The organism is Enterobacter sp. BWH52 (assembly GCF_001037565.1).
Lineage (GTDB): Bacteria > Pseudomonadota > Gammaproteobacteria > Enterobacterales > Enterobacteriaceae > Enterobacter > Enterobacter hormaechei_C.
The window spans coordinates 1,963,687-1,983,743 of sequence record NZ_KQ089854.1; the positions used below are offsets into that span (position 1 = coordinate 1,963,687).

General features: G+C 56.0%; 18 protein-coding genes. 5 read left to right on the forward strand and 13 right to left on the reverse strand.

Translation table 11 applies throughout. The features are described from left to right. Positions 1-10: 10 nt before the first annotated feature. Positions 11-1,456, reverse strand: coding sequence for a M20 family metallopeptidase (locus tag SK47_RS09310; protein WP_048243979.1), 1,446 nt, complete (start codon positions 1,454-1,456; stop codon positions 11-13). Next, entirely contained in the window at positions 1,456-2,766 is a 1,311-nt protein-coding gene (locus SK47_RS09315) for a M20 family metallo-hydrolase (protein ID WP_048243981.1), read from the reverse strand. Before SK47_RS09315 ends, SK47_RS09310 begins: the two co-directional genes overlap by 1 nt. Before the next feature lie 175 nt (positions 2,767-2,941). Here SK47_RS09315 and SK47_RS09320 point away from each other — a divergent pair, with 175 nt between their 5' ends. Continuing rightward, complete coding sequence (locus SK47_RS09320) at positions 2,942-3,847, forward strand: LysR family transcriptional regulator (RefSeq protein ID WP_003857524.1); 906 nt, start codon at positions 2,942-2,944, stop codon at positions 3,845-3,847. 348 nt (positions 3,848-4,195) lie between these two features. Beyond that, positions 4,196-4,759 carry a DNA endonuclease SmrA gene (smrA, locus tag SK47_RS09325; RefSeq protein WP_003857522.1) on the forward strand — a complete coding sequence of 188 codons (564 nt, stop codon included), beginning with the start codon at positions 4,196-4,198 and terminating at the stop codon, positions 4,757-4,759. 32 nt (positions 4,760-4,791) lie between these two features. Here smrA and SK47_RS09330 read toward each other — a convergent pair whose 3' ends face one another. Beyond that, a complete protein-coding gene (locus tag SK47_RS09330; protein ID WP_023314051.1) occupies positions 4,792-6,453 on the reverse strand; it encodes a methyl-accepting chemotaxis citrate transducer in 1,662 nt (553 codons plus the stop codon). Positions 6,454-6,598: 145 nt separating this feature from the next. On the opposite strand from SK47_RS09330, the gene SK47_RS09335 reads away from it, so the two are divergent. Next, complete coding sequence (locus SK47_RS09335; RefSeq protein WP_022651043.1) at positions 6,599-7,465, forward strand: aldo/keto reductase family oxidoreductase; 867 nt, start codon at positions 6,599-6,601, stop codon at positions 7,463-7,465. 46 nt (positions 7,466-7,511) lie between these two features. On the opposite strand, the gene SK47_RS09340 is transcribed toward SK47_RS09335, so the two are convergent. Continuing rightward, positions 7,512-7,712: a hypothetical protein gene (locus SK47_RS09340; protein ID WP_003857516.1), complete on the reverse strand. Its 201-nt coding sequence runs from the start codon at positions 7,710-7,712 to the stop codon at positions 7,512-7,514. Positions 7,713-8,037: 325 nt separating this feature from the next. Between SK47_RS09340 and SK47_RS09345 the strand changes: the two genes are divergently transcribed. Together SK47_RS09345 and SK47_RS09350 are read left to right on the forward strand one after the other, a co-directional pair. Then, positions 8,038-8,457 carry a translesion error-prone DNA polymerase V autoproteolytic subunit gene (locus SK47_RS09345; RefSeq protein ID WP_003857514.1) on the forward strand — a complete coding sequence of 140 codons (420 nt, stop codon included), beginning with the start codon at positions 8,038-8,040 and terminating at the stop codon, positions 8,455-8,457. 347 nt (positions 8,458-8,804) lie between these two features. Then, a complete protein-coding gene (locus tag SK47_RS09350; RefSeq protein WP_003857512.1) occupies positions 8,805-11,234 on the forward strand; it encodes a glucose/quinate/shikimate family membrane-bound PQQ-dependent dehydrogenase in 2,430 nt (809 codons plus the stop codon). An 86-nt stretch (positions 11,235-11,320) separates the two neighbouring features. Here SK47_RS09350 and pqqF read toward each other — a convergent pair whose 3' ends face one another. The 9 genes from pqqF to yajD all read right to left on the reverse strand — a co-directional run bounded on the left by pqqF (position 11,321) and on the right by yajD (position 19,949). Then, positions 11,321-13,597 carry a pyrroloquinoline quinone biosynthesis protein PqqF gene (pqqF, locus tag SK47_RS09355; protein ID WP_048243983.1) on the reverse strand — a complete coding sequence of 759 codons (2,277 nt, stop codon included), beginning with the start codon at positions 13,595-13,597 and terminating at the stop codon, positions 11,321-11,323. A gap of 5 nt (positions 13,598-13,602) precedes the next feature. Then, positions 13,603-14,745: a pyrroloquinoline quinone biosynthesis protein PqqE gene (gene pqqE, locus SK47_RS09360; RefSeq protein ID WP_047055244.1), complete on the reverse strand. Its 1,143-nt coding sequence runs from the start codon at positions 14,743-14,745 to the stop codon at positions 13,603-13,605. Next, positions 14,732-15,010 carry a pyrroloquinoline quinone biosynthesis peptide chaperone PqqD gene (gene pqqD / locus SK47_RS09365; protein WP_048243985.1) on the reverse strand — a complete coding sequence of 93 codons (279 nt, stop codon included), beginning with the start codon at positions 15,008-15,010 and terminating at the stop codon, positions 14,732-14,734. Before pqqD ends, pqqE begins: the two co-directional genes overlap by 14 nt. Positions 15,011-15,012: 2 nt before the next feature. After that, complete coding sequence (pqqC, locus tag SK47_RS09370) at positions 15,013-15,768, reverse strand: pyrroloquinoline-quinone synthase PqqC (RefSeq protein ID WP_045894570.1); 756 nt, start codon at positions 15,766-15,768, stop codon at positions 15,013-15,015. A 2-nt stretch (positions 15,769-15,770) separates the two neighbouring features. Beyond that, positions 15,771-16,688 (reverse strand): pyrroloquinoline quinone biosynthesis protein PqqB, encoded by a 918-nt coding sequence (gene pqqB / locus SK47_RS09375; protein ID WP_003857504.1) that lies wholly within the window; start codon positions 16,686-16,688, stop codon positions 15,771-15,773. 55 nt (positions 16,689-16,743) lie between these two features. Further along, positions 16,744-16,815 carry a pyrroloquinoline quinone precursor peptide PqqA gene (pqqA, locus tag SK47_RS23900; protein ID WP_002905689.1) on the reverse strand — a complete coding sequence of 24 codons (72 nt, stop codon included), beginning with the start codon at positions 16,813-16,815 and terminating at the stop codon, positions 16,744-16,746. Positions 16,816-16,952: 137 nt separating this feature from the next. Beyond that, positions 16,953-17,972 carry a dipeptidase gene (locus SK47_RS09380; RefSeq protein WP_048243987.1) on the reverse strand — a complete coding sequence of 340 codons (1,020 nt, stop codon included), beginning with the start codon at positions 17,970-17,972 and terminating at the stop codon, positions 16,953-16,955. Positions 17,973-18,076: 104 nt separating this feature from the next. Further along, entirely contained in the window at positions 18,077-19,342 is a 1,266-nt protein-coding gene (locus SK47_RS09385; RefSeq protein ID WP_003857473.1) for a Y-family DNA polymerase, read from the reverse strand. Positions 19,343-19,601: 259 nt separating this feature from the next. Continuing rightward, positions 19,602-19,949: an HNH nuclease YajD gene (gene yajD / locus SK47_RS09390; RefSeq protein WP_003857471.1), complete on the reverse strand. Its 348-nt coding sequence runs from the start codon at positions 19,947-19,949 to the stop codon at positions 19,602-19,604. Positions 19,950-20,057: the final 108 nt, after the last annotated feature.

Sequence of the window (20,057 nt, forward strand, 5' to 3'; positions counted from 1 at the left end):
GTTGTGTTTTTTATTTTAAAGGCGACGGTGTCACGCCCTGCGGGATCGGACACTCGTACGGTTTTTCTGTTATGTGTTGTTCGAACTCTTCCCGGCATTTTCGCAACAGTTCGGCATCCTGAAGCAGATGCAGCGCGGTCGCGCCCATCACTTTTCCGGCCAGCAACATGCCTTTATGGGCAATAGAGGTACGCCCCTGCGCCACTAATTGCCAGGTATGCAGCGGGGTGCCCACGGTAAAACAGGGGCTAAAGCACTGTGCGACAGGCATCTTCCAGCTGACATCTCCCACATCGGTGGAGCCTGCCAGTACGTTATCGGTGATGGCGTAAGGGGCAACTTCATCCACCAGCAGCGTCTCCTGATGGCGTCGGGCAAACGCTTTTCCTTCTTCGGCCCCCGTTGCGGCAATGTTTTTCAGGCTGTTTTGCAGGTCGTTTGCCGTGAGCGTAGCGCGGATTTTACGGGCAAATTCGCGTTCCTCTTCCGTCCAGGCCGGCGTGCCGTAATGCTGCAATGCGCGGTACATCGCCGCTTCGAGCGTTCGGTTCGGCAGATAGCTGGAGCAGGCTTTATCAAAGCGGCACTCGACGGTGGTTTCGGTCATCATCGCCGCGCCCTGGGCGATTTTCTCGATGCGCGCGTAGATCTGCTGCGCATCGGCCATCTCCGGGGCGCGGATCAGGTACAGCACCTCGGCCTGGGCCTGCACCACGTTAGGCGAAATTCCGCCGGTATCGGTGATGGCGTAATGAACGCGCGCTTTTTCAATGATGTGTTCGTTGAGGAAGTTTGTGCCGGTGGTCATCAACGTCACGGCATCCAGCGCGCTGCGTCCCAGATGTGGGGAGTTAGCGGCATGGGCGGCGATCCCCTTAAACCGCCAGGCGGCCTGAATATTGGCCAGCGTGCTGACGTTAAACATCCCGGCAAAGGCTTCCGGGTGCCATGTCACGGCAGCGTCCACGTCGTCAAATAATCCTTCACGCACCATAAAGGTTTTACCGGAGCCGCCTTCCTCGCCGGGACAGCCGTAAAAACGCACCGTTCCGCTGCCGCCGTGCTGTTCCAGCCAGCTTTTCACCGCCACCGCCCCGGCAAAGGCAGCCGTGCCTAAGAGGTTATGCCCGCAGCCGTGGCCGTTCGCCCCCGGGGTGGCGGATTGCGCCGTCGCGCAGTGTGCCTGCTGGCTTAGCCCGGCCAGGGCATCGTATTCGCCCAGAAGGGCGATAACGGGCTTGCCGCTGCCGTAGCTGGCAATAAAGGCGTTGGGAATGCCTCCGGCTTCCCGCGTCAGGGTAAAGCCCTCGGCTTCCAGCGCGCTGGCGAGGCGTTCGGCGGACCAGAACTCTTCAAAGCGCGTTTCGGGATGATCCCAGATGTCATCGGCAATATCGGTAAACGTCTGACATCGCGTGTCGATGGCATCAGCGATAAAAGCGTAGTTCTCCTGCATTACACACCTTGCGTCCACGGGAAATTAAGCGCAGTTCGCGCCAGCGTTTCGATGGCAACGTTCATCACCTGCTCATCAAAATCGAATTTTTCGTTGTGATGTCCGGCGCTCAGCTGGGTGCCGAAAACCATATACGAGGCCATGCCGCCGTTCTGCTGCACGCGGGCCATCATTAGCGTGGCGTCTTCGGAGCCCGCAGGCGCTTTGACCTTATTAATGGCATGAGTCACACCGGGCACCTGGCTTGCCTGCTCGCGCAGATAATCGACCCAGGCCGGGGAAGGGACGCTGGAGGTCGCCGCCCCCATCAGGTTTATCCCGGCTGTTACGCCATAGAGCGCCGCCGCGCCGGTAATTACCGCCTGCGCGCGCTCAAAGACATACTGATTAATGGCCTCGCTTTCGCCGCGGGTTTCAACCTTAAGTAACGCATCAGCCGGAACCACGTTGCGTCCGCTGCCCGCCTGCATGACCCCGACGTTAACCCGGGACGCGCCTTCGCTGTGTGGCGCGATGCCATGCAGCGCGATAGCGGCCTGGGCAGCAGCAAGCAGGGCGTTACGGCCCTCTTCCGGTTTACCGCCAGCGTGTGCGGCGACTCCGGTAAAGCGCACGTCAAATTTGGTGGTCGCCATGAAGTTATCGCTGCCGCAGATCACTGTCCCTTCCGGAACGCCGGTTCCGATATGAATGGCGGTAAAGTAGTCTACGCCGTCCAGCGCGCCTGCGGCGACCATAGCGCGCGCGCCGCGCGTACCCTCTTCGGCAGGCTGGAAGATCAGTTTGATGGTGCCGTTGAGCTGCGCTTCATGCTGCTTAAGCACCTGCGCGAGCCCCAGACCAATGGTGGTATGCCCGTCGTGGCCACAGGCGTGCATCATTCCCGGATTGCAGGAGGCAAACCCGTCGCGGAACGGGCGATGGCTGTCGTCGAGCGCTTCGCTTAAATCAAGGGCGTCCATGTCCACGCGAAACGCCAGGGTTGGGCCCGGGCGGCCGGTATTCAGGGTCGCGACAATGCCGGTGAACCCGCCCTCAAACGGCGCCAGCCATTTCTCCGGCGCGCCCTGCGCCCGGGCGCGGGCAAACTCTCGCGAAAGGGTGGCGTCATCGGGCAGTCCCATACGGCTTTCGGCGTCGACCACGTCGCGTCCCATCGCCAGCTCGTAACCCAGTGAGGCGAGGATCTCCGCCACTTTTGCCGCAGTGCGAAACTCCACCCAACCGGATTCCGCGAAATGGTGGAAATCGCGACGCCATGCGCTCATTTGTGGGGCTAATGTCTGGATGTACTGCGCCAGTGCGTTCATATCTTTTCCTGTCATCATTAAAATATGTGAACTGCTTCACGCTGTGATAGTTTTTACTTATCACTAATCGTTTTTTCACAGTTTTAACCGTTCAGGAATTACCCTCGCACATCCGTTTCCATTAAAGTAGATGACAGTTTCTTTACTCTGATAAACAACGGTTATCGGTTGCGTTATGTCATTTCAGATTAAATTTCATCAAATCAGGGCGTTTGTCGAGGTGGCGCGACAGGGCAGTATTCGCGGCGCCAGCCGGACGCTTAATCTTTCGCAGCCCGCGCTGACCAAATCCATTAAAGAGCTGGAGGAGGGTATGGCGGCCCAGCTGTTTGTGCGCAGGAGTAAAGGCGTCGCGCTGACCGAGTGCGGGGAAGGATTTTATCACCGCGCTAATTTGATTCTGGAAGAGCTACGCGCGGCGCAGGATGACATCCGCCAGCGGCAGGGCGAACTCGCCGGGCAGATCAATATTGGGATGGGAGCCAGCATTTCACGCAGCCTGATGCCAGCCGTCATTACGCGTTTTCATGCGCAGCATCCTCAGGTCAACGTTCGGATTATGGAAGGCCAGCTGGTGTCGATGATTAATGAATTACGTCAGGGTGAGCTGGACTTTACCATCAATACCTATTATCAGGGGCCGTACGATCACGAATTTACGTTTGAAAAGCTGTTCGAAAAGCCTTTTGCCGTATTTTGTCGGGCAGGACATCCGGCGACAGGGGCGACCTCAATTAATGAGCTTCTGCAATATAACTGGACGATGCCTACGCCCCGGGGAAGTTATTATAAGCAGTTGCAGGATACTTTTAACCATCGCTCTCAAATACCGCGAATTGGCGTTGTCTGTGAGACCTTTTCCTCCTGTATTAGCCTCGTCGCACAAAGCGATTTCATCAGCATTTTACCGCAGGAGCTGGGCTGCGATCCGCTTCTGGCGCACCGTCTGATAATGCTGCCGGTTGTCGAAACCCTGCCTAAAGCGGCATATTATTTAATTCAGCGTCGTGATTCTCGCCAGACACCGCTTGCCGAATCATTAATCACGCAGTTTCGAAGAGAGGCCAGGAAATTAATTTAATAAAAATAACAACAATAAAAAATAGAGTCTGCCCGACATCAGACAGACTCCACAGAACACACAGTCGTGCATCCTTTCGCGGATCCTACATGCATTATCCATTGGGCAGGTTTATTAAGTTATAACAGCTTTTTCTTAAAAGAGAAGGACGTTGAGTGATTGATTTCACGATTTTTTAACGTATTTATTTAATTAATTACGGCTGAAATTTAAGTTAAGGTTAGATTAAATTTATTGCGTCTGCGATTATCTGTTCCTTAAGCCATTATTTGTACCCGTGCCCGGGTGATTGAGACCCGCAACGGGCGCAGGTATAGTACATCACTCAGATGTAGCCGGAGGATTTCCATGAACCCTGACGACAAATCACTTTTTCTTGACGCCATGGAGGATGTCCAGCCGCTCAAACGCTGCGCGGATATTCACTGGCAGCAGAGCCGCAACACGCGGGCGCGTCAGGAAATAGATACTGAGCAGCTCGATAACTTTCTGACGCTGGGGTTTCTGGAACTGTTGCCCCTTGACGAGCCGCTGATGTTCCAGCGTGAAGGGGTACAGCAGGGGGTATTTGATAAGCTGCGTTCCGGCAAATATTCCCGTCAGGCCAGCTTAACGCTGTTACGCCAGCCTGCGGAGCAATGCCGCCAGCTGGTCTATTCCTTTATTCGCCAGGCCGGACGTGACGGGCTACGCAACCTGATCATCGTGCATGGTAAAGGGCGTGAACAGCAGTCGCACCCTAACGTAGTGCGCAGCTATCTTGCGCGCTGGTTGACCGAGTTCGACGAAGTACAGGCCTTTTGCGAAGCGCAGCCGCATCACGGCGGCAGCGGAGCATGCTATGTCTCGTTGCGTAAGTCAGAGGATGCGAAGCGAGATAACTGGGAACGCCACGCCAAGCGCAGCCGCTAATCATGAAGGCGGGCGATATGCCCGCCTGTCACTCAGAAGGTTTCCCAGTTCGCGTCAGCTGTATTCGCGCCTGCCGCTGACGGGCGCAGCAGTACGGGCGTTTTCACGTTTTTAGGGCGAGCCGCCGGCGATGCCTGAGCGTTCAGCCGGAATGCCGCCACGGCCTGACGCAGCTGTTCAGACTGATCTTCCAGCGCCGCCGCCGCCGTTGCCGACTCCTGTACCAGCGCGGCGTTTTGCTGCGTGACGCTGTCCATCTGCGAGACCGCCAGGCTGACCTGCTCTATACCGCGGCTCTGCTCGTCAGACGCCGAGGAAATCTCAGCCATAATATCGGTTACGCGCGTCACGGCCGCGACGATCTCTTTCATGGTCGCACCCGCCTCGCTCACCTGTTCCGAGCCGGTATTCACCCGGCTGACAGAGTTCTCGATAAGCCCTTTGATCTCTTTTGCCGCCTGCGCGCTGCGGCTGGCCAGCGTCCGTACTTCACCTGCCACGACCGCAAAGCCGCGACCTTGTTCCCCGGCACGGGCGGCTTCAACCGCCGCGTTGAGCGCGAGAATATTGGTCTGGAAGGCAATACTATCGATAACGCCGGTGATATGCGCAATTTGCTGAGAACTGTCGGCAATGTCATTCATGGTACGCACCACGTTATCCACCACCTGACCGCCGCGTGCGGCGGTTTCAGACGCATTCTTCGCCAGCAGCGTCGCCTGGCGGGCGTTATCCGAGTTCTGTTTCACCGTGGCAGTCAGCTCTTCCATGCTGGCGGCGGTCTCTTCCAGCGAGGCTGCCTGCTGCTCGGTTCGGGCGGAAAGGTCGTTACTTCCGGCGGCAATTTCTCCTGCGCCCGTGTAGATAGAATCTGTGCTGCCGCGCACGGCGCTGACGGTGCTCACCAGCGACTGCTGCATCTCGTGCAGACCAGCAGCCAGCTGGCCCATCTCGTTGCGCCCGGTAATCGCGACATTTTGCGTCAGATCGCCGCTCGCGATGGTGCGAATATGGTTCATGATGGCGTTGAGCGGTTTCAGGAGCAGGTGCTGTAAACCCTGCCAGATCACCACCAGCACGGCGATCACGGTCAGGAAGATCGCCGCCAGCGTCCACTGCATCTGGGTAAAGCTGCTCTGGTTCTCTTCGGCGGCGGCTTTCAGCAGAACGTTGTTTTCAGCGCGCCAGCGGGTATAGACCGCCTCCATCTCATCCTGCGCCTGCTGGGCGTCCAGGTCGCCATAGGCCTGATAGTTATCTGCGCGCAGATACTCAATGGACAAGCGCATCACCTCGTGCATTTGCTTCCAGGCTTTCTGCATCTCTTCGGTGAGCGCGGCATTCTGGCCCTTCACCTGCGGAATAACCAGCCAGTTTTTGTAATAGTCTTCGGCTTTGGCCAGCGAACCGTTGGCGGTGCCCAGCAGCGTGTTGATCGCCGCGAGAGAGGCCGGATCGCGCTGGTTTTTCAGGTAGCGGATCGCCACGCGGGTAACGGTAACGCGCGTTTTCACCAGCGTGTTAACGCTGTCGCTCAGGCTTTCCTGTTGGGCATTGAGTAACCCGGAGTTCTGAAAGTTGTGACGATCGTTGTTAACGGCAGAGTAGAACAACCCTCCCGTGACAACTTGCAGCAGACAGAATATGGTGAGGGCAAAGATAATACCGGTAATCACGTGCAGATTTTTCAGCATGGCGGTCATCCGTAAGAGAAGAGGCAGGGTTACATCAATACTATCGTCGTAGCGAATTTAAACTTTAATTTTACTATTGCTTAACTAATGGTTTCGTTGCGGAACCTGTTGTAAATCCGGATCATTTTTTATGAGGAAGGTCAGCATGAGCAGCATAGATAAAAGCGGAACGTTCACGCTCGGAACGCGTACGGTTAAACGATTTGGCTATGGCGCGATGCAGCTTGCCGGGCCTGGCGTTTTTGGTCCGCCAAAAGATAAAAATGCGGCGCTGGCAGTGCTGCGTGAAGCGGTGGCGTTGGGTGTGAATCACATTGATACCAGCGATTTTTACGGACCTCATGTGACCAACCAGCTTATCTGCGAGGCGCTTCATCCGTACCGGGACGACCTTACGATTGTGACCAAGATCGGAGCCCGACGCGGCGAGGATGCCTCCTGGCTGCCGGCGTTTTCCGCGCAGGAGCTGACGCAGGCGGTGCATGATAACCTGCGTAACCTGAAGCGGGATGTGCTGGACGTGGTTAACCTGCGGATCATGTTTAGCGCCCACGGACCGGCGGAAGGCTCGATTGCCGCGCCGCTGAGCACCCTTGCGGAGCTGCAACAGCAGGGGCTGGTTCGTCATATTGGGCTGAGCAACGTCACCGCTTCGCAGGTTGCTGAAGCGCAGAAGATGGTTTCCGTGGTGTGCGTACAGAACATGTACAACGTTGTGAATCGCGGTGACGATGCGCTGGTTGATTCGCTGGCGCAGCAGGGGATTGCCTGGGTGCCGTTCTTCCCGCTGGGTGGTTTCACGCCACTGCAATCTTCCGGACTACAGGCGGTGGCGGATTCACTGGGCGCGACGCCGATGCAGGTGGCGCTGGCATGGCTGCTGCAACGCTCGCCAAATATCCTCTTGATCCCGGGAACCTCATCGGTGGCGCATCTGCGTGAAAACCTGGCGGCAGTCGATCTGGTATTGCCGCCTGAGGCGCTGGAGACGTTAAATTCTCTGGTGGGGTAATCCCGATACCAGCAAAAGCCCGGAGGATTTTTCGGGCTTTTGCTGTTTATGATCCAATCTGACTTCTTTGGCGGTGAAGCGCTAACGCTTCTGCCACGATTTCCTGCTTACTTTTCCGTGTTTCATACGCAGTAATGCGGATGTACTCCATCAGCGCAGGATCGATGCGCGCACTTAACATCCTGAGTTCGGCCTCCTTTGCGACACCGCGAGCAACACGCTTATCGGGATAATCACGGGCGGGCATAGAAAACGTCCTCCAAAAATTGTCTTGTTAATTTGTGCTGTAAAATATGCGCTAGTCTAAATATAAAGTCAACGTATAGTGTATGTGGAGTGATTTGTGGTTACTTTGTTTTGTTTTTATAGTCATGTGAAAGTCATTGCGTAGTGAAGTTTTATGACGCGTTACGCTTGTCTGTGCGTAAAAATTTACAAAACAAATAATCTTCATTGCTATAGGGGGTTATAAGCGAAGCGGTTAAGGCGTAGCCAGCCGCTTACGCTGACATGGCTTGATCGATACCTCAGTTAAAACTACTGTATATAAAAACAGTATGGAGGTGTTTATCATGATCTTTTTCAGACCCGCAGAGTTGCGTGAAATCGTTGCTATTCCACTTTTCAGCGACTTAGTACAGTGCGGCTTCCCCAGCCCGGCAGCGGATTATGTAGAGCGGCGTATCGATTTAAACGAGTTATTAGTGGCCCATCCCAGCTCCACTTACTTTGTCAAAGCCGCCGGTGACTCGATGATAGAAGGGGGGATCAATAACGGTGATTTGCTGGTGGTGGACAGTTCCCGCAAGCCTGAGCATGGCGATATCGTGATTGCGGCGGTAGAGGGCGAATTTACCGTGAAGCGCCTCCAGCTGCGTCCCAATATTCAACTCAACCCCATGAACAGCGCCTATTCACCGATTATTGTCGGCAGCGACGATACGCTCGATATCTTTGGTGTAGTGACGTATATCGTGAAATCCGCGAGCTGATCGTGTTTGTGAAGCTTAATTAATAGGCAATAAGTTAATTCTCATCATGCAAAAATCTTACGTCACCTGGGCTGTCTTGTCGGCAAACCTGATATTCATCGCATAAGCCGGAACTGACTGGTCAAATATTCTGGTATTGGCGAATTACAGAGTGATATCCCATTTTTTTTATTTTGTTATGTTCCTGCACTTTAGTGAGTTTTCTTTTCTTCCGACAGAATACATTTTGTCTACATTATAATTTTAATTTATGATTCGCACACGAACAATTGATGTTACGCAGGGTTTTAGCATCGTGGCAGTCAATAAAACCCTGCTGTTATAAAGTAATCAGGAGATTCATTTTTATGTCAGACAATAATCCCCGCTCATCCGGCTGGTTAGGCCCGTGGTGCCTGCTGGTGGGTGTGATACTTCTTGTAACGGGGCTCTTTTTTGCTATCGGCGGTTTTAAACTGGTTTCCCTGGGGGGGAGTTGGTATTTTCTCATCGCCGGGGTTATCACTCTGCTCTCTGCGATTCAGTTCTTCCGCCGCAAGTCCTCTGCCGTGGGGCTGTTTGCCCTGGTGTTTCTTGGCACCCTGATTTGGGCATTTTTCGATGCCGGGCTCGACTTCTGGCCGCTGGTTTCCCGTTTAATGGTACCCGCCGGGCTGATGGTGCTGGCAGCTGCCACCTGGCCTGCATTGCGTAAACGTGAAGGAAAACCGTCCTGCGCAAAAGGGGCTCTGGGGGTCTGCGCGGTCCTTATTATCGCCATGGGCGTCACCTTTGTTCAGATGTTTCAACCCCATCCGACCGTGCCGTTTAGCGGTGAAAAACGTCCGCTGGTACCGGTAAAAGATGATGCGAAACAGCAGAACTGGGATCACTACGGTAATACGGCCGGCGGTAGTCGCTTTGTGGCGCTGGACCAGATAACCCGTGACAACGTGAAAAACCTGAAACCGGTCTGGACCTACCATACCGGTGACGTACCGGAAAGTCCGGACGGCAATGGCGCAGAAGATCAGCAAACGCCGCTACAGGTTGGCGATCGTGTCTTCCTCTGTACGCCGCATAACAACGTGATCGCCGTGGATGCCGATAGTGGGAAAGAGATCTGGAAAGCGGAAATCAACGCCAAATCTGCAATCTGGATGCGCTGCCGTGGCCTGGCATACTTTGATGCCACCAAACCGCTGGCACAGCCAACGGTAGCGGGCTCCACGCCGGTTCTGCCAGCGCAGGTCGCACCGGGCGCTGCATGCCAGCGCCGTATCCTGATGAATACCATTGACGGTAAGCTGATCGCGTTAGACGCCGATAACGGCAAATTCTGCCCGGACTTCGGTACTAACGGCAGCGTTAACCTGCATGAAGGGATGGGCGACGCGTCAGATCCCACCTACGTGCTGACGTCGGCCCCGACGCTGGCGGGTACGACGGTTGTCGTTGGTGGCCGCGTTGCGGATAACGTCAGCACCGATATGCCGGGAGGCGTTATACGTGGTTATGACGTGATCACCGGCCAGCTGCGCTGGGCGTTCGACCCGCGTAATCCGGATCCGAACTATGTTCTGAAGCCGGGCGAACACTACAAACGTAGCTCTGCAAACTCCTGGGCCCCTATGTCCTGGGATGCGTCGATGAATACCGTGTTTATCCCGATGGGGAGTTCCTCCGTCGACCTGTGGGGCGCTGACCGTATTCCGGAAGATCATAAATACGCCACCTCAATCCTCGCGCTGGATGCGACTACCGGGAAAGAGAAGTGGGTATACCAGACCGTGCATAACGACCTCTGGGATTTCGATATCCCGATGCAGCCGAGCCTGGTTGATTTCCCGACAAAAGAGGGCAACAAGCCCGCGGTGGTGGTGGGCACCAAAGCGGGGCAAATTTATGTTCTAGATCGCCTGACGGGTAAACCGCTCACTGAAGTGAAAGAGGTTCCGGTAAAACCAGCGGATATTCCACGTGAACAGTACCCGGCAACGCAGCCGCGCTCTGTGGGGATGCCGCAGATTGGCGCGGAAACCCTGAAAGAATCGGATATGTGGGGGGCGACGCCGTTTGACCAGCTGGCCTGTCGTATCAGCTTCAAATCAATGCGTTATGACGGTCTGTACACGATGCCGGGAACCGATATTTCCCTGAGCTTCCCGGGCTCGCTGGGGGGAATGAACTGGGGTAGTCTGTCCACGGATCCGAACAACCAGTACATCTTCGTCAACGACATGCGTCTGGGTCTGTGGGTCCAGCTGATTAAACAAGATCCGCAAAGCGCAGTGGCAAACACGGGCGGTGAAGCCGTGAACGCCGGTATGGGCGCTGTTCCGATGAAAGGAACGCCGTATTCGGTCAACAAAAACCGTTTCATGTCACCGCTGGGTATTCCGTGCCAGAAACCACCGTTTGGCTCTCTCTCTGCGATTGACCTGAAAACACAGAAAATCGTCTGGCAGGTGCCGGTCGGTACCGTTCAGGATACCGGTCCGTTTGGGGTAAAAATGCGTATGCAGATGCCTGTCGGTATGCCGACGCTGGGCGGTACGCTGGCCACGCAGGGCGGTCTGGTCTTCATTGCGGGAACCCAGGATTACTACCTGCGCGCCTTTGATTCCTCTACGGGGGAAGAAGTGTGGAAAGCGCGTCTCCCGGTGGGTAGCCAGGGCGGACCTATCAGCTATGTATCACCGAAAACCGGCAAACAGTACATTCTGATCTCTGCTGGCGGTGCACGCCAGTCGCCGGATCGTGGTGACTACGTGATTGCCTACGCGCTGGATAAATAACAGCGAAATAAACAGCCTGGCCCCGTCGTAGTACGGGGCTTTTTTTTGACTAAAAACCACGCACAGGAAGAAAGCTGCGGTTCCGGTCAGCCCGTGAAAAGCACCCGCCAGCGACGGCGACGGCGAGTCATCTCGCGCCATAGCGCGACTATCTCGTCAGGTTGCAGGGCATCAATAGCCTGCGGCGTTAACACCGGCAAACCATAGCGCTGGCGCAGGGCGGCCACTGCCGTGGCGCTGGCATCCATCGGTGAGCGGATCTGCGTCGCCAGCTGCTGTCGCAATAGGCTGAACTCGGATTCATCGCACAGCGTCAGCTCTCGCAAAAATCGTTTGCAGCAACCCAACAGGTTCACGGGAGAACGATCAGGCGACTGTAACGCCAGCAGCAGGCCATCGCGATCGGCAATACGCTGATAACGACAGCTGACCACGTAGCCAATCTGCTGTTCCACGCGCAGGCGCTGGAAAAATCGCGGTTCGCAGCATAACGCCAGCAGCCGCAGCGCGGCGAGCGACGCACCCGGCGGCAGGGGAATAAACACCAGCAGCGCCGAATCCTCGCTGGCGTGCGGAATGTGTTCGACCCCGCCGGGACAATCGCTTAACGGCAACGGCTTAGCGTTAACCGGCGCCCGGAGCAGGCCAAGCTGCCGGGCTAACCCGTGCGCGTGTCCGGCGCTGCCGCCAGCTAACGCCGCCAGCCAGCCATTCCGTGACGGTTCCGATGCCAGTCGTTCAGGCAATTGCTTAAGCAACTGACGGATCGCAATGCCATCTGGCGCAGGCGTAATAGCCGGTGTGGGGCGGGAGAGGCGATCGATTATCGCCCCGATGATGGGTTCCGCCATCACCACGGCGTCAGGAAGCCGCAGGGTTAGCTGCCAGCTACCGTCAACCGTTTGCCACTCGCCGCTGCCGCCGATATGGCGCATTTCAGCCAGAAGAGGGCGTAATTGTTTGCCGATCGCCACTCCCTGTGACTCGCTTACGCGCGAATAAAAAGGCCTGCGGAGGATCAGCGTCGGCGCTTGTGCCTGCGCCGGTAAATGCAGCAGCGGAACGGCTTCTGGCGTCAGGGCTGGGGCAGAATATTGGGCAGCCTGCGGGTAGAAGGAAAACGCGGTGGGGCTCTCATCCGCAACCGGCTGGCGACGCCAGTGGCTAAGCGGCAGGGCAAATCCCTGGCTGGAAATTGTCCCGGCGGCTTCCATTTTTTTGCAGGCCAGATATGAGGTGGGCGCCGCCAGTAAGTCGGCACAGAAGGCGGAAAAATCAACCGGCGCCGCGCCGGGCGCAAAACCAAACGCCCGCTGGCGAAGCTGGTCAAGGGCCGACAGGGCGTTAAAGCGCTGCTGTGCCAGCCGATAATAATGCCGCTGTTGCTCTTGCGTCGTTTGCTGTAGGGCCCGCAGCCAGCGCGTGATTTGCGCGTCTATGGCCTCGGGCCGTTCGCCGTCAAGCGTTAGCGCCAGCCAGCCGTAATCGTCATCCTGATAAAGCCAGTCCAGCGATACCTCTTCTGCCAGCCCGCGCGCCCGCAGCCCGTCAATCAGGCTTCCGGGGGCCTCGTCCAGCAAAAATTCCCGAAGCAAGGTGACGTTGTCACTTTTTTGGATCAACGGACAGCGCCACAGCGCGGGTCGCTCCGTCACTGCCAGCTGATAATATGCTTCAGCGCTAAGGCGTAACGGGGGGGCGGCTTCAGGCACGCCACCTGAAGCAAAACCTGTCGAAAACGTATGGGCAAGCTCGGCTAACGCATCCAGCGTTTGCGGTCCCTGTAGCCACAATTGCAGGTGTCCGGCCACATAATAGCGGCGATGAAAGTCGCGCAACGCGGCGTGCAGCGATCCCGTGTCTTGCCCCAGAGAATCATGGCTACCAACCTGAAAACGGCGAAAAACCTCCGGTTGTTCCATCGCGTGGCGCGCCGCGGCTTCGCGCCGGGCGGCATCATGCTGCTGGATAAGCCGGTTTTCCGCATCAATGACCGCCACTTCGCGCTGGATGTCCTGCCGGGAAAGCAGCGGCGCCTGCAACATATCCCGCAGTCGCGCGACGCCGTCGGACAGGTTATCGGCGGCAACGTCGAAGAAAAAAGCGCTGTGGCGAGCCAGCGTGGTGGCATTGACGTTGCCGCCCTGGCGCTGGACCCAGGCCATGAGTCGATCATCGCCCTGATAGCGCTGGCTACCGCGGAACAGCAGGTGCTCAAGTAAATGCGCAAGACCGGCGAATCGCGGTGGCTCGTGATGGCTTCCGGCACTCACGCGCGCCAGCGCCGCCGCGCGTGTCGCCTGCGGCTGATGCACCAGCGTTGCGCGTAAACCGCCTGCCAGTTCCACGATGCGGATGGTCATTATCGTTACAGTTCCCGGGTTTTATAGATAAGCTGAGAACGGGTTCGGTTGCGAAACTGAAGCTGACCGATCTTCATATCACTACAGGCTGCTTCGCGTCGCGCCTCGAGGATTTTATGATGATGCGGCGATTTGCTGCACACCGGATCGGCGTTATCCGCATTCCCGGTGAGCATAAAGGCCTGGCAGCGGCAGCCGCCGAAGTCTTTCTCTTTTTCATCGCAGGAGCGGCACGGCTCCGGCATCCAGTCAAACCCGCGATAGCGGTTGAAGCCGAAAGAGTCATACCAGATGGATTCCAGGCTCTGCTCAAGCACCGAGGGGAATTCCACCGGCAGCTGGCGCGCGCTGTGGCAGGGCAGCGCCGTGCCTTCCGGGGTCACGCTGAGGAAAATCGACCCCCAGCCGCCCATACAGCCTTTTGGCCGCTCTTCGTAATAATCGGGGGTGACGAACAGCAGGTTGGTCAGATTGCCGCTGGCGGCCATTTTTTGCCGATATTCGGCAACCACGCGTTCCGCGCGGGCAATCTGTTCCCGCGTCGGCAGAAGCCCCTGACGATTAAGGAATGCCCAACCGTAGAACTGGCAGGTGGCAAGTTCGACGTCGTCGGCGTCCAGCTCGATGCACAGTTCGATGATTTTATCGATCTGATCGATATTATGCCGGTGCAGGACGAAATTCAGCACCATCGGGTAATCGCGCGCTTTAACCGCTTTGGCCATCGCCAGCTTCTGCTGGAAGGCTTTTTTATTCCCCGCCAGCGCAGCGTTGAGCACTTCATCGCTGGCCTGGAAGCTAATCTGGATATGGTCCAGACCGGCCTCGCTGAATGCGTCGAGCTTGCTTTCCGTCAGGCCAATTCCCGAGGTGATCAGGTTGGTATAAAAACCGAGATCGCGGGCGGCGCGGATCAGCTCCGGCAGATCTTTACGCGTCAACGGTTCGCCGCCGGAAAAACCTATCTGCACGCTGCCCATCGCCCGCGCCTGGCGGAAAACCTCAATCCACTGTTCAGTGGTCAGCTCCTGATCCTGCCGGGCGAAGTCCAGCGGGTTAGAGCAGTAAGGACACTGTAGCGGACAGCGATAGGTCAGCTCCGCCAGCAGCCACAGCGGTGGATTAACGGCAGGTTTATTCTGGCTCACGGAAAATAATCCACTTCTGTTGATAAGCAATTTGCAGGAATTCTACGACGTCGTCATCCACGCCGCCGGCTTCCGGGAACCGTTCGTTGAGTATGGCAATGATGGCCGCCGCGTCGCGTTGGCCATCGACCAGTTCGAGGATCGCGGCGGCGGTCTCATTGAGTTTAGCCATGCCTTCCGGATAGAGGATGACATGGCTGTCCTGAGCGGCTTCCCATTGCAGGCGATAGCCGCGACGAAAGGCGACGGTGGAGTTTTTTTGCATGCTTATACCAGTCGGGTTGTGTGCCAGGCCGCTTTGTCGGTGACCGTGTGATAAGGCGGACGCTGTAGCGCGTAGGCCATGGTCATCGCGTCGAGCATCGACCACAGGATATCGAGTTTGAACTGAAGGATCTCCAGCATCCGATTCTGCTTTTCCGCGCTATCGCAATAACGCTTCGCCAGCTCCAGACCGTGTTCAACGTCGCGGCTGGCCTGGCTGAGGCGGCTGCGGAAATAAAAATAGCCTTCCTCTTTGATCCACGGGTAGTGCTGTGGCCAGCTGTCGAGACGCGACTGATGGATTTGCGGGGCGAACAGTTCGGTGAGCGAACTGCATGCAGCCTCCTGCCAGTTGGCGCGGCGGGCGAAGTTAACGTAAGCGTCGACGGCGAAACGGACGCCGGGCAGCACGTGGCGCTCGCTGATTAAGTCCTCGCGGCTGAGCCCCACGGCTTCGCCCAGCTGTAGCCAGGCTTCGATACCGCCGTCATGACCGTTGCTGCCGTCGTGATCGAGGATCCGCTGCACCCATTTGCGACGCGTGTTCGGATCCGGGCAGTTCGCCATAATTGCCGCGTCTTTCAGTGGGATCGTCGTCTGGTAGTAAAACCGGTTCGCCACCCAGCCCTGGATCTGCTCGCGGCTGGCCTCGCCGTTATGCATCGCGATATGGTACGGATGGTGAATATGATAGTAGGCGCCTTTCGCCCGAAGGGCGTGCTCAAACTCTTGCGGCGAGAGCGTTTCGCGAATGTGCATAGTTAGTCCTGAAGCGTGATGTTCATCCCGTCCCAGCTCACTTCTATTCCCTGCTGCGCAAGGGCGTGACGCTGCGGCGACTGCTCGTTAAGGATCGGGTTGGTGTTATTAATGTGGATCAGAATCTTGCGCTTTGCCGGCAGCGAGGCCAGCAGCGCCATCATGCCGTGTTCATCGCCGAGCGCCAGATGGCCCATGTCGCGGCCGGTATTGCGCCCGACGCCGGTGGCCTGGAGTTCATCGTCCTGCCAGACGGTGCCGTCAATCAGCAGACAGTCCGCCTTTTTGAGCCACGGCAGGATAGCGTCATCGGGTTCACCGAGACCCGGTGCGTAGAACAGCGTCTGACCGTTGCGGCGGTTTTCGATAAACAGCGCCACGTTATGCCCCGGCAGCGGGCGGTCGCGCCACGGCGAATAGGGCGGTGCGTTACTGGCGATGGGGACAGCGGTAAACTGCAAATCAGGGCAGGCTTCCACGCTAAAGGCGGTGAGCGGCGCAATCGGGTGATGAATCAGGCCGCCGTTCCAGTGCCGGAGCATGGTAAAAATCGGGAATCCGCTGGAAAGATCTTCATGCACCTCCGGCGTACACCATACCTGATGTGGGCACCCTTCGCGCAGGCTGAGCAGCCCGGTGGTGTGGTCAATCTGGCTATCGGTGAGAATAATGCCGCCAATATGCGTGCCGCGCAGAACCTCTTTCTTATTCAGTTCTGGCGTATGGGCAATCTGCTGGCTGATATCGGGGGAGGCGTTACACAGCACCCACTCTTTGCCGTTATCACTGACGATGATCGACGACTGGGTGCGAGGGGTCGCCTGAAGGGTACCGTCGCGCAAACCCTGACAGTTGGCGCAGTTACAGTTCCACTGGGGGAAACCACCGCCAGCGGCGGAACCGAGGACTTTAATAAACATGAAGATGGGCCAGGTAGTCAAACAAAAATGCCCGCACGGATGGCGGGCAGAGCGATTAGCGGTTGGAAATGTACAGGGTCACTTCCAGGCCAAGACGTAAATCAATAAAAGCAGGTTTCTTCCACATCGTTTTTTCCTCTTTAAAATTCAGCACCAACGCCATTGTTTGTGCCAGTTTTGTGATGGTCATCAAATAATGCGTCACAGGAGGGCAAAGCTCAACCCGAAAGATGTAAGGAATTAACTTAATGTTTACAACGTAACCTATTGTTGCCAAACATTTTGCAATACCTTTTGCCAGTTACCCCACAGCAGCTTATTCAGCACAAATTGATCATAGCCGCTGTCACGCAACGCGCTGATTAGCCGTGGTAAACCACTCACATCTTGTAGGTCATCAGGCAACGTAATGCCGTCAAAATCGGAGCCCAGCGCGACATGATCGTCACCCATGATGTTAATAAGATAGTCGATATGGCGAACAATCGTACTCAGCGGGGTATCGCTATCGCGTTTACCGTCGGCGCGCAGAAACGCGTTGCCGAAATTGACGCCAGCCACGCCGCCGCTGTCGCGGATAGCCAGCAGCTGCCGATCGGTCAGATTGCGCGGTTGCGGGCACAGCGTATGGGCGTTGGAGTGGGTGGCGACCAGCGGTGATGAGGAATGACGAGCGGTATCCCAGAACGCCTTTTCATTCATATGCGAAACGTCAATCAGCATGTTCAGGGCATTAGCGTGCTTAATGAGGGCGATACCCTCTGCGGTAAGCCCTGGGCCGCTGTCCGGGCTGCCGGGAAACACCCCGTTAACGCCGGTGCCAAAACGGTTAGCAATGTTCCAGAAAGGCCCAATGCTACGCACCCCGGCGGCATAGAAAGCCTGTAGATCGCCTCCCTCGCCGTCAAAACCGCCCGCGCCCTCAATATGCGCCACCATCGCCAGCACCTTATCCTGACGGCAGCGTTCGATATCCGCCGCGCTCAGGCACAATCGCGCCCGGCCGTCGGAGTGGGCGACAAGCTGCTTAAGGATCGTCAGCTGCTGCCAGAGAATGTCGACCGGCTGCCACGGCTCGCAGGCGTATTGTGGCGCCATGCGGGCGATATACTCCTGCGGCGGCACGAACAGCGCGAACAGCCCGCCGGAAAATCCGCCTTGCTGCATGCGCGGATAATCGAGGTGTCCGTTTTCAATGCCGGAGAAGAAGGCCGTTACCGGATCCTGGCGATGGTGAAGCCATAAATTAAGCAACAGGTCATTGTGACCATCAAAAACCGCCATAGCGCATCCCACTGTCTTTTATTGCTGTGAAAGTTGCCTGGCACGATAACCGATTTGTCCGGTCCGGCAAGGAGAAATTTACAACTTAGCAGCAATTGTTAATATCACTTAACAGTGAGGAGATCCGCAAAGCGGGTTGTGTAGCGGGGTGAAAGCATTTCCCGTTTCATCTGCCACGGCTGCTGAATACCCTGTCCCGCGAAGTAAAGCGTGCCACGGCCATTTTCAGCATTCAGATGGTCTAATACATCCATTAACTTTTGGCTGTTTTTCCTGGGTGCGTTGTCGTCAAACAGATTAAGTTGCGCGACGCCCTGGCTATAAAAATCTCCCAGCATCACACCGGCTTTCTGGTACCGATGGCCGTTCTTCCAGACCGCATCCAGACAACGAACTGATGCGCCGATAATATCCCGGCTATCCTGGGTTGGGGTGAGCAGTTTTACCGACGCGCTATTGCCATAATATGGCTCGTTAAGCGCGAAGGGCGAGGTTTTAACAAATACGGAGATAAATCGGCAATGCTGATGCTCATTGCGAAGTTTTTCTGCTGCCCGGGCAGCATAACTACAGATGGCCTGGCGTACATCGTCATATTCGGTGATGCGTTCGCCAAACGAGCGCGAACAGACGATTTCTTGCTTTACCGGGGCAAACTCTTCCAGTTCAAGACACGGTTCGCCCCGTAATTCACGCACCGTTCTCTCCAGCACGACATTGAAATGTTTTCTTATGAACCGGATATCGGTGTCTGCCAGTTGCAGGACGGTCTTAATCCCCATCATCTCAAGCTTCTTCGCTATGCGACGTCCTACACCCCAAACGTCTTCGACGGGTAGCGCCGCCATCAGCTTTCTCTGACGATCCACATTGGATAAATCAACAACGCCTCCCGTCTGGCGCTGCCAGCGTTTTGCCGCGTGATTTGCCAGTTTCGCCAGCGTCTTTGTGGGTGCGATGCCCACCCCGACGGTCAGATGGGTGCGTTGCAGTACGGTCGCTCTCATTTCATGCCCAAAATCGGAAAGATCGCGACAATTACGTACCCCGGTAAGATCGCAAAAGATCTCATCAATGGAGTATATTTCGCTACGAGGCGACATCTCTTCAAGCGTGTTCATTACCCGGTTGGACATATCCGCGTAAAGTTCATAATTACTGCTGAAACAAACCACGCCATGATGCCTGAAGCGATCTTTCTGTTTGAAGTACGGTTCACCCATTTTCACAAAGGGTTTGGCTTCAGCGGAGCGAGAGATGACGCACCCATCGTTATTGGACAACACGACCACCGGTCGTCCCTTCAGGTCCGGGCGAAAAACCGTTTCACAGGAAGCATAGAAAGCGTTCACATCACACAGTGCAAACATGGTCAGCTCGCTCTGGTATCGCCAGGTGGGGTGAAAAACTGCATTATGATCACCGTTAATAAATACTGTATTTATATACAGTATTGTATATTGATAGCAAAGATCAAGGGGGAACGAGGAGTGACGTCGTACGGGTGCAGGAGGAAGAGGGTTATATTCAGAATGGCGGCGAGGCAAATCTGGCGGAAAGGGTATTTAATGAAATGTTTAAGGAATATAAGTGCCCATACGGCAGGTATGGGCAGTGAAGCCGTCGATATTACTTCTTCTTGTCCATCATCGCCTTGAGATCGGCAAAGGGGTTAAACGTGGCGACACCCACGTCTTTTTGCGCATCCTCACCCGCGACAACGGTGGTGCCATACTGATCCGCTTCGGTGTACTTTGAGTGCTCGTGATCGTGACAAAACAGGCACAACAGCTCCCAGTTACTGCCATCTTCCGGGTTATTGGTGTGATCGTGGTCGATATGGTGAACCGTGAGTTCACGAAGATTTGAATAAACAAACTCACGCGAGCAGCGTCCACAAACCCAGGGGTAGATTTTTAGCGCTTTTTCACGGTAGCCGCTTTCCAGCCGTGCGTAGTTTTTGGGGATCAGAGCCATTGCTGATGTTACCTGTTAAAAAGAGAATAGTTCACACTATATCCCATTATGAGATGTCAGGAGAATGCCTCCTCTGCGGGAAGGCAGCCTGCGATTTGCGTCTTTCTG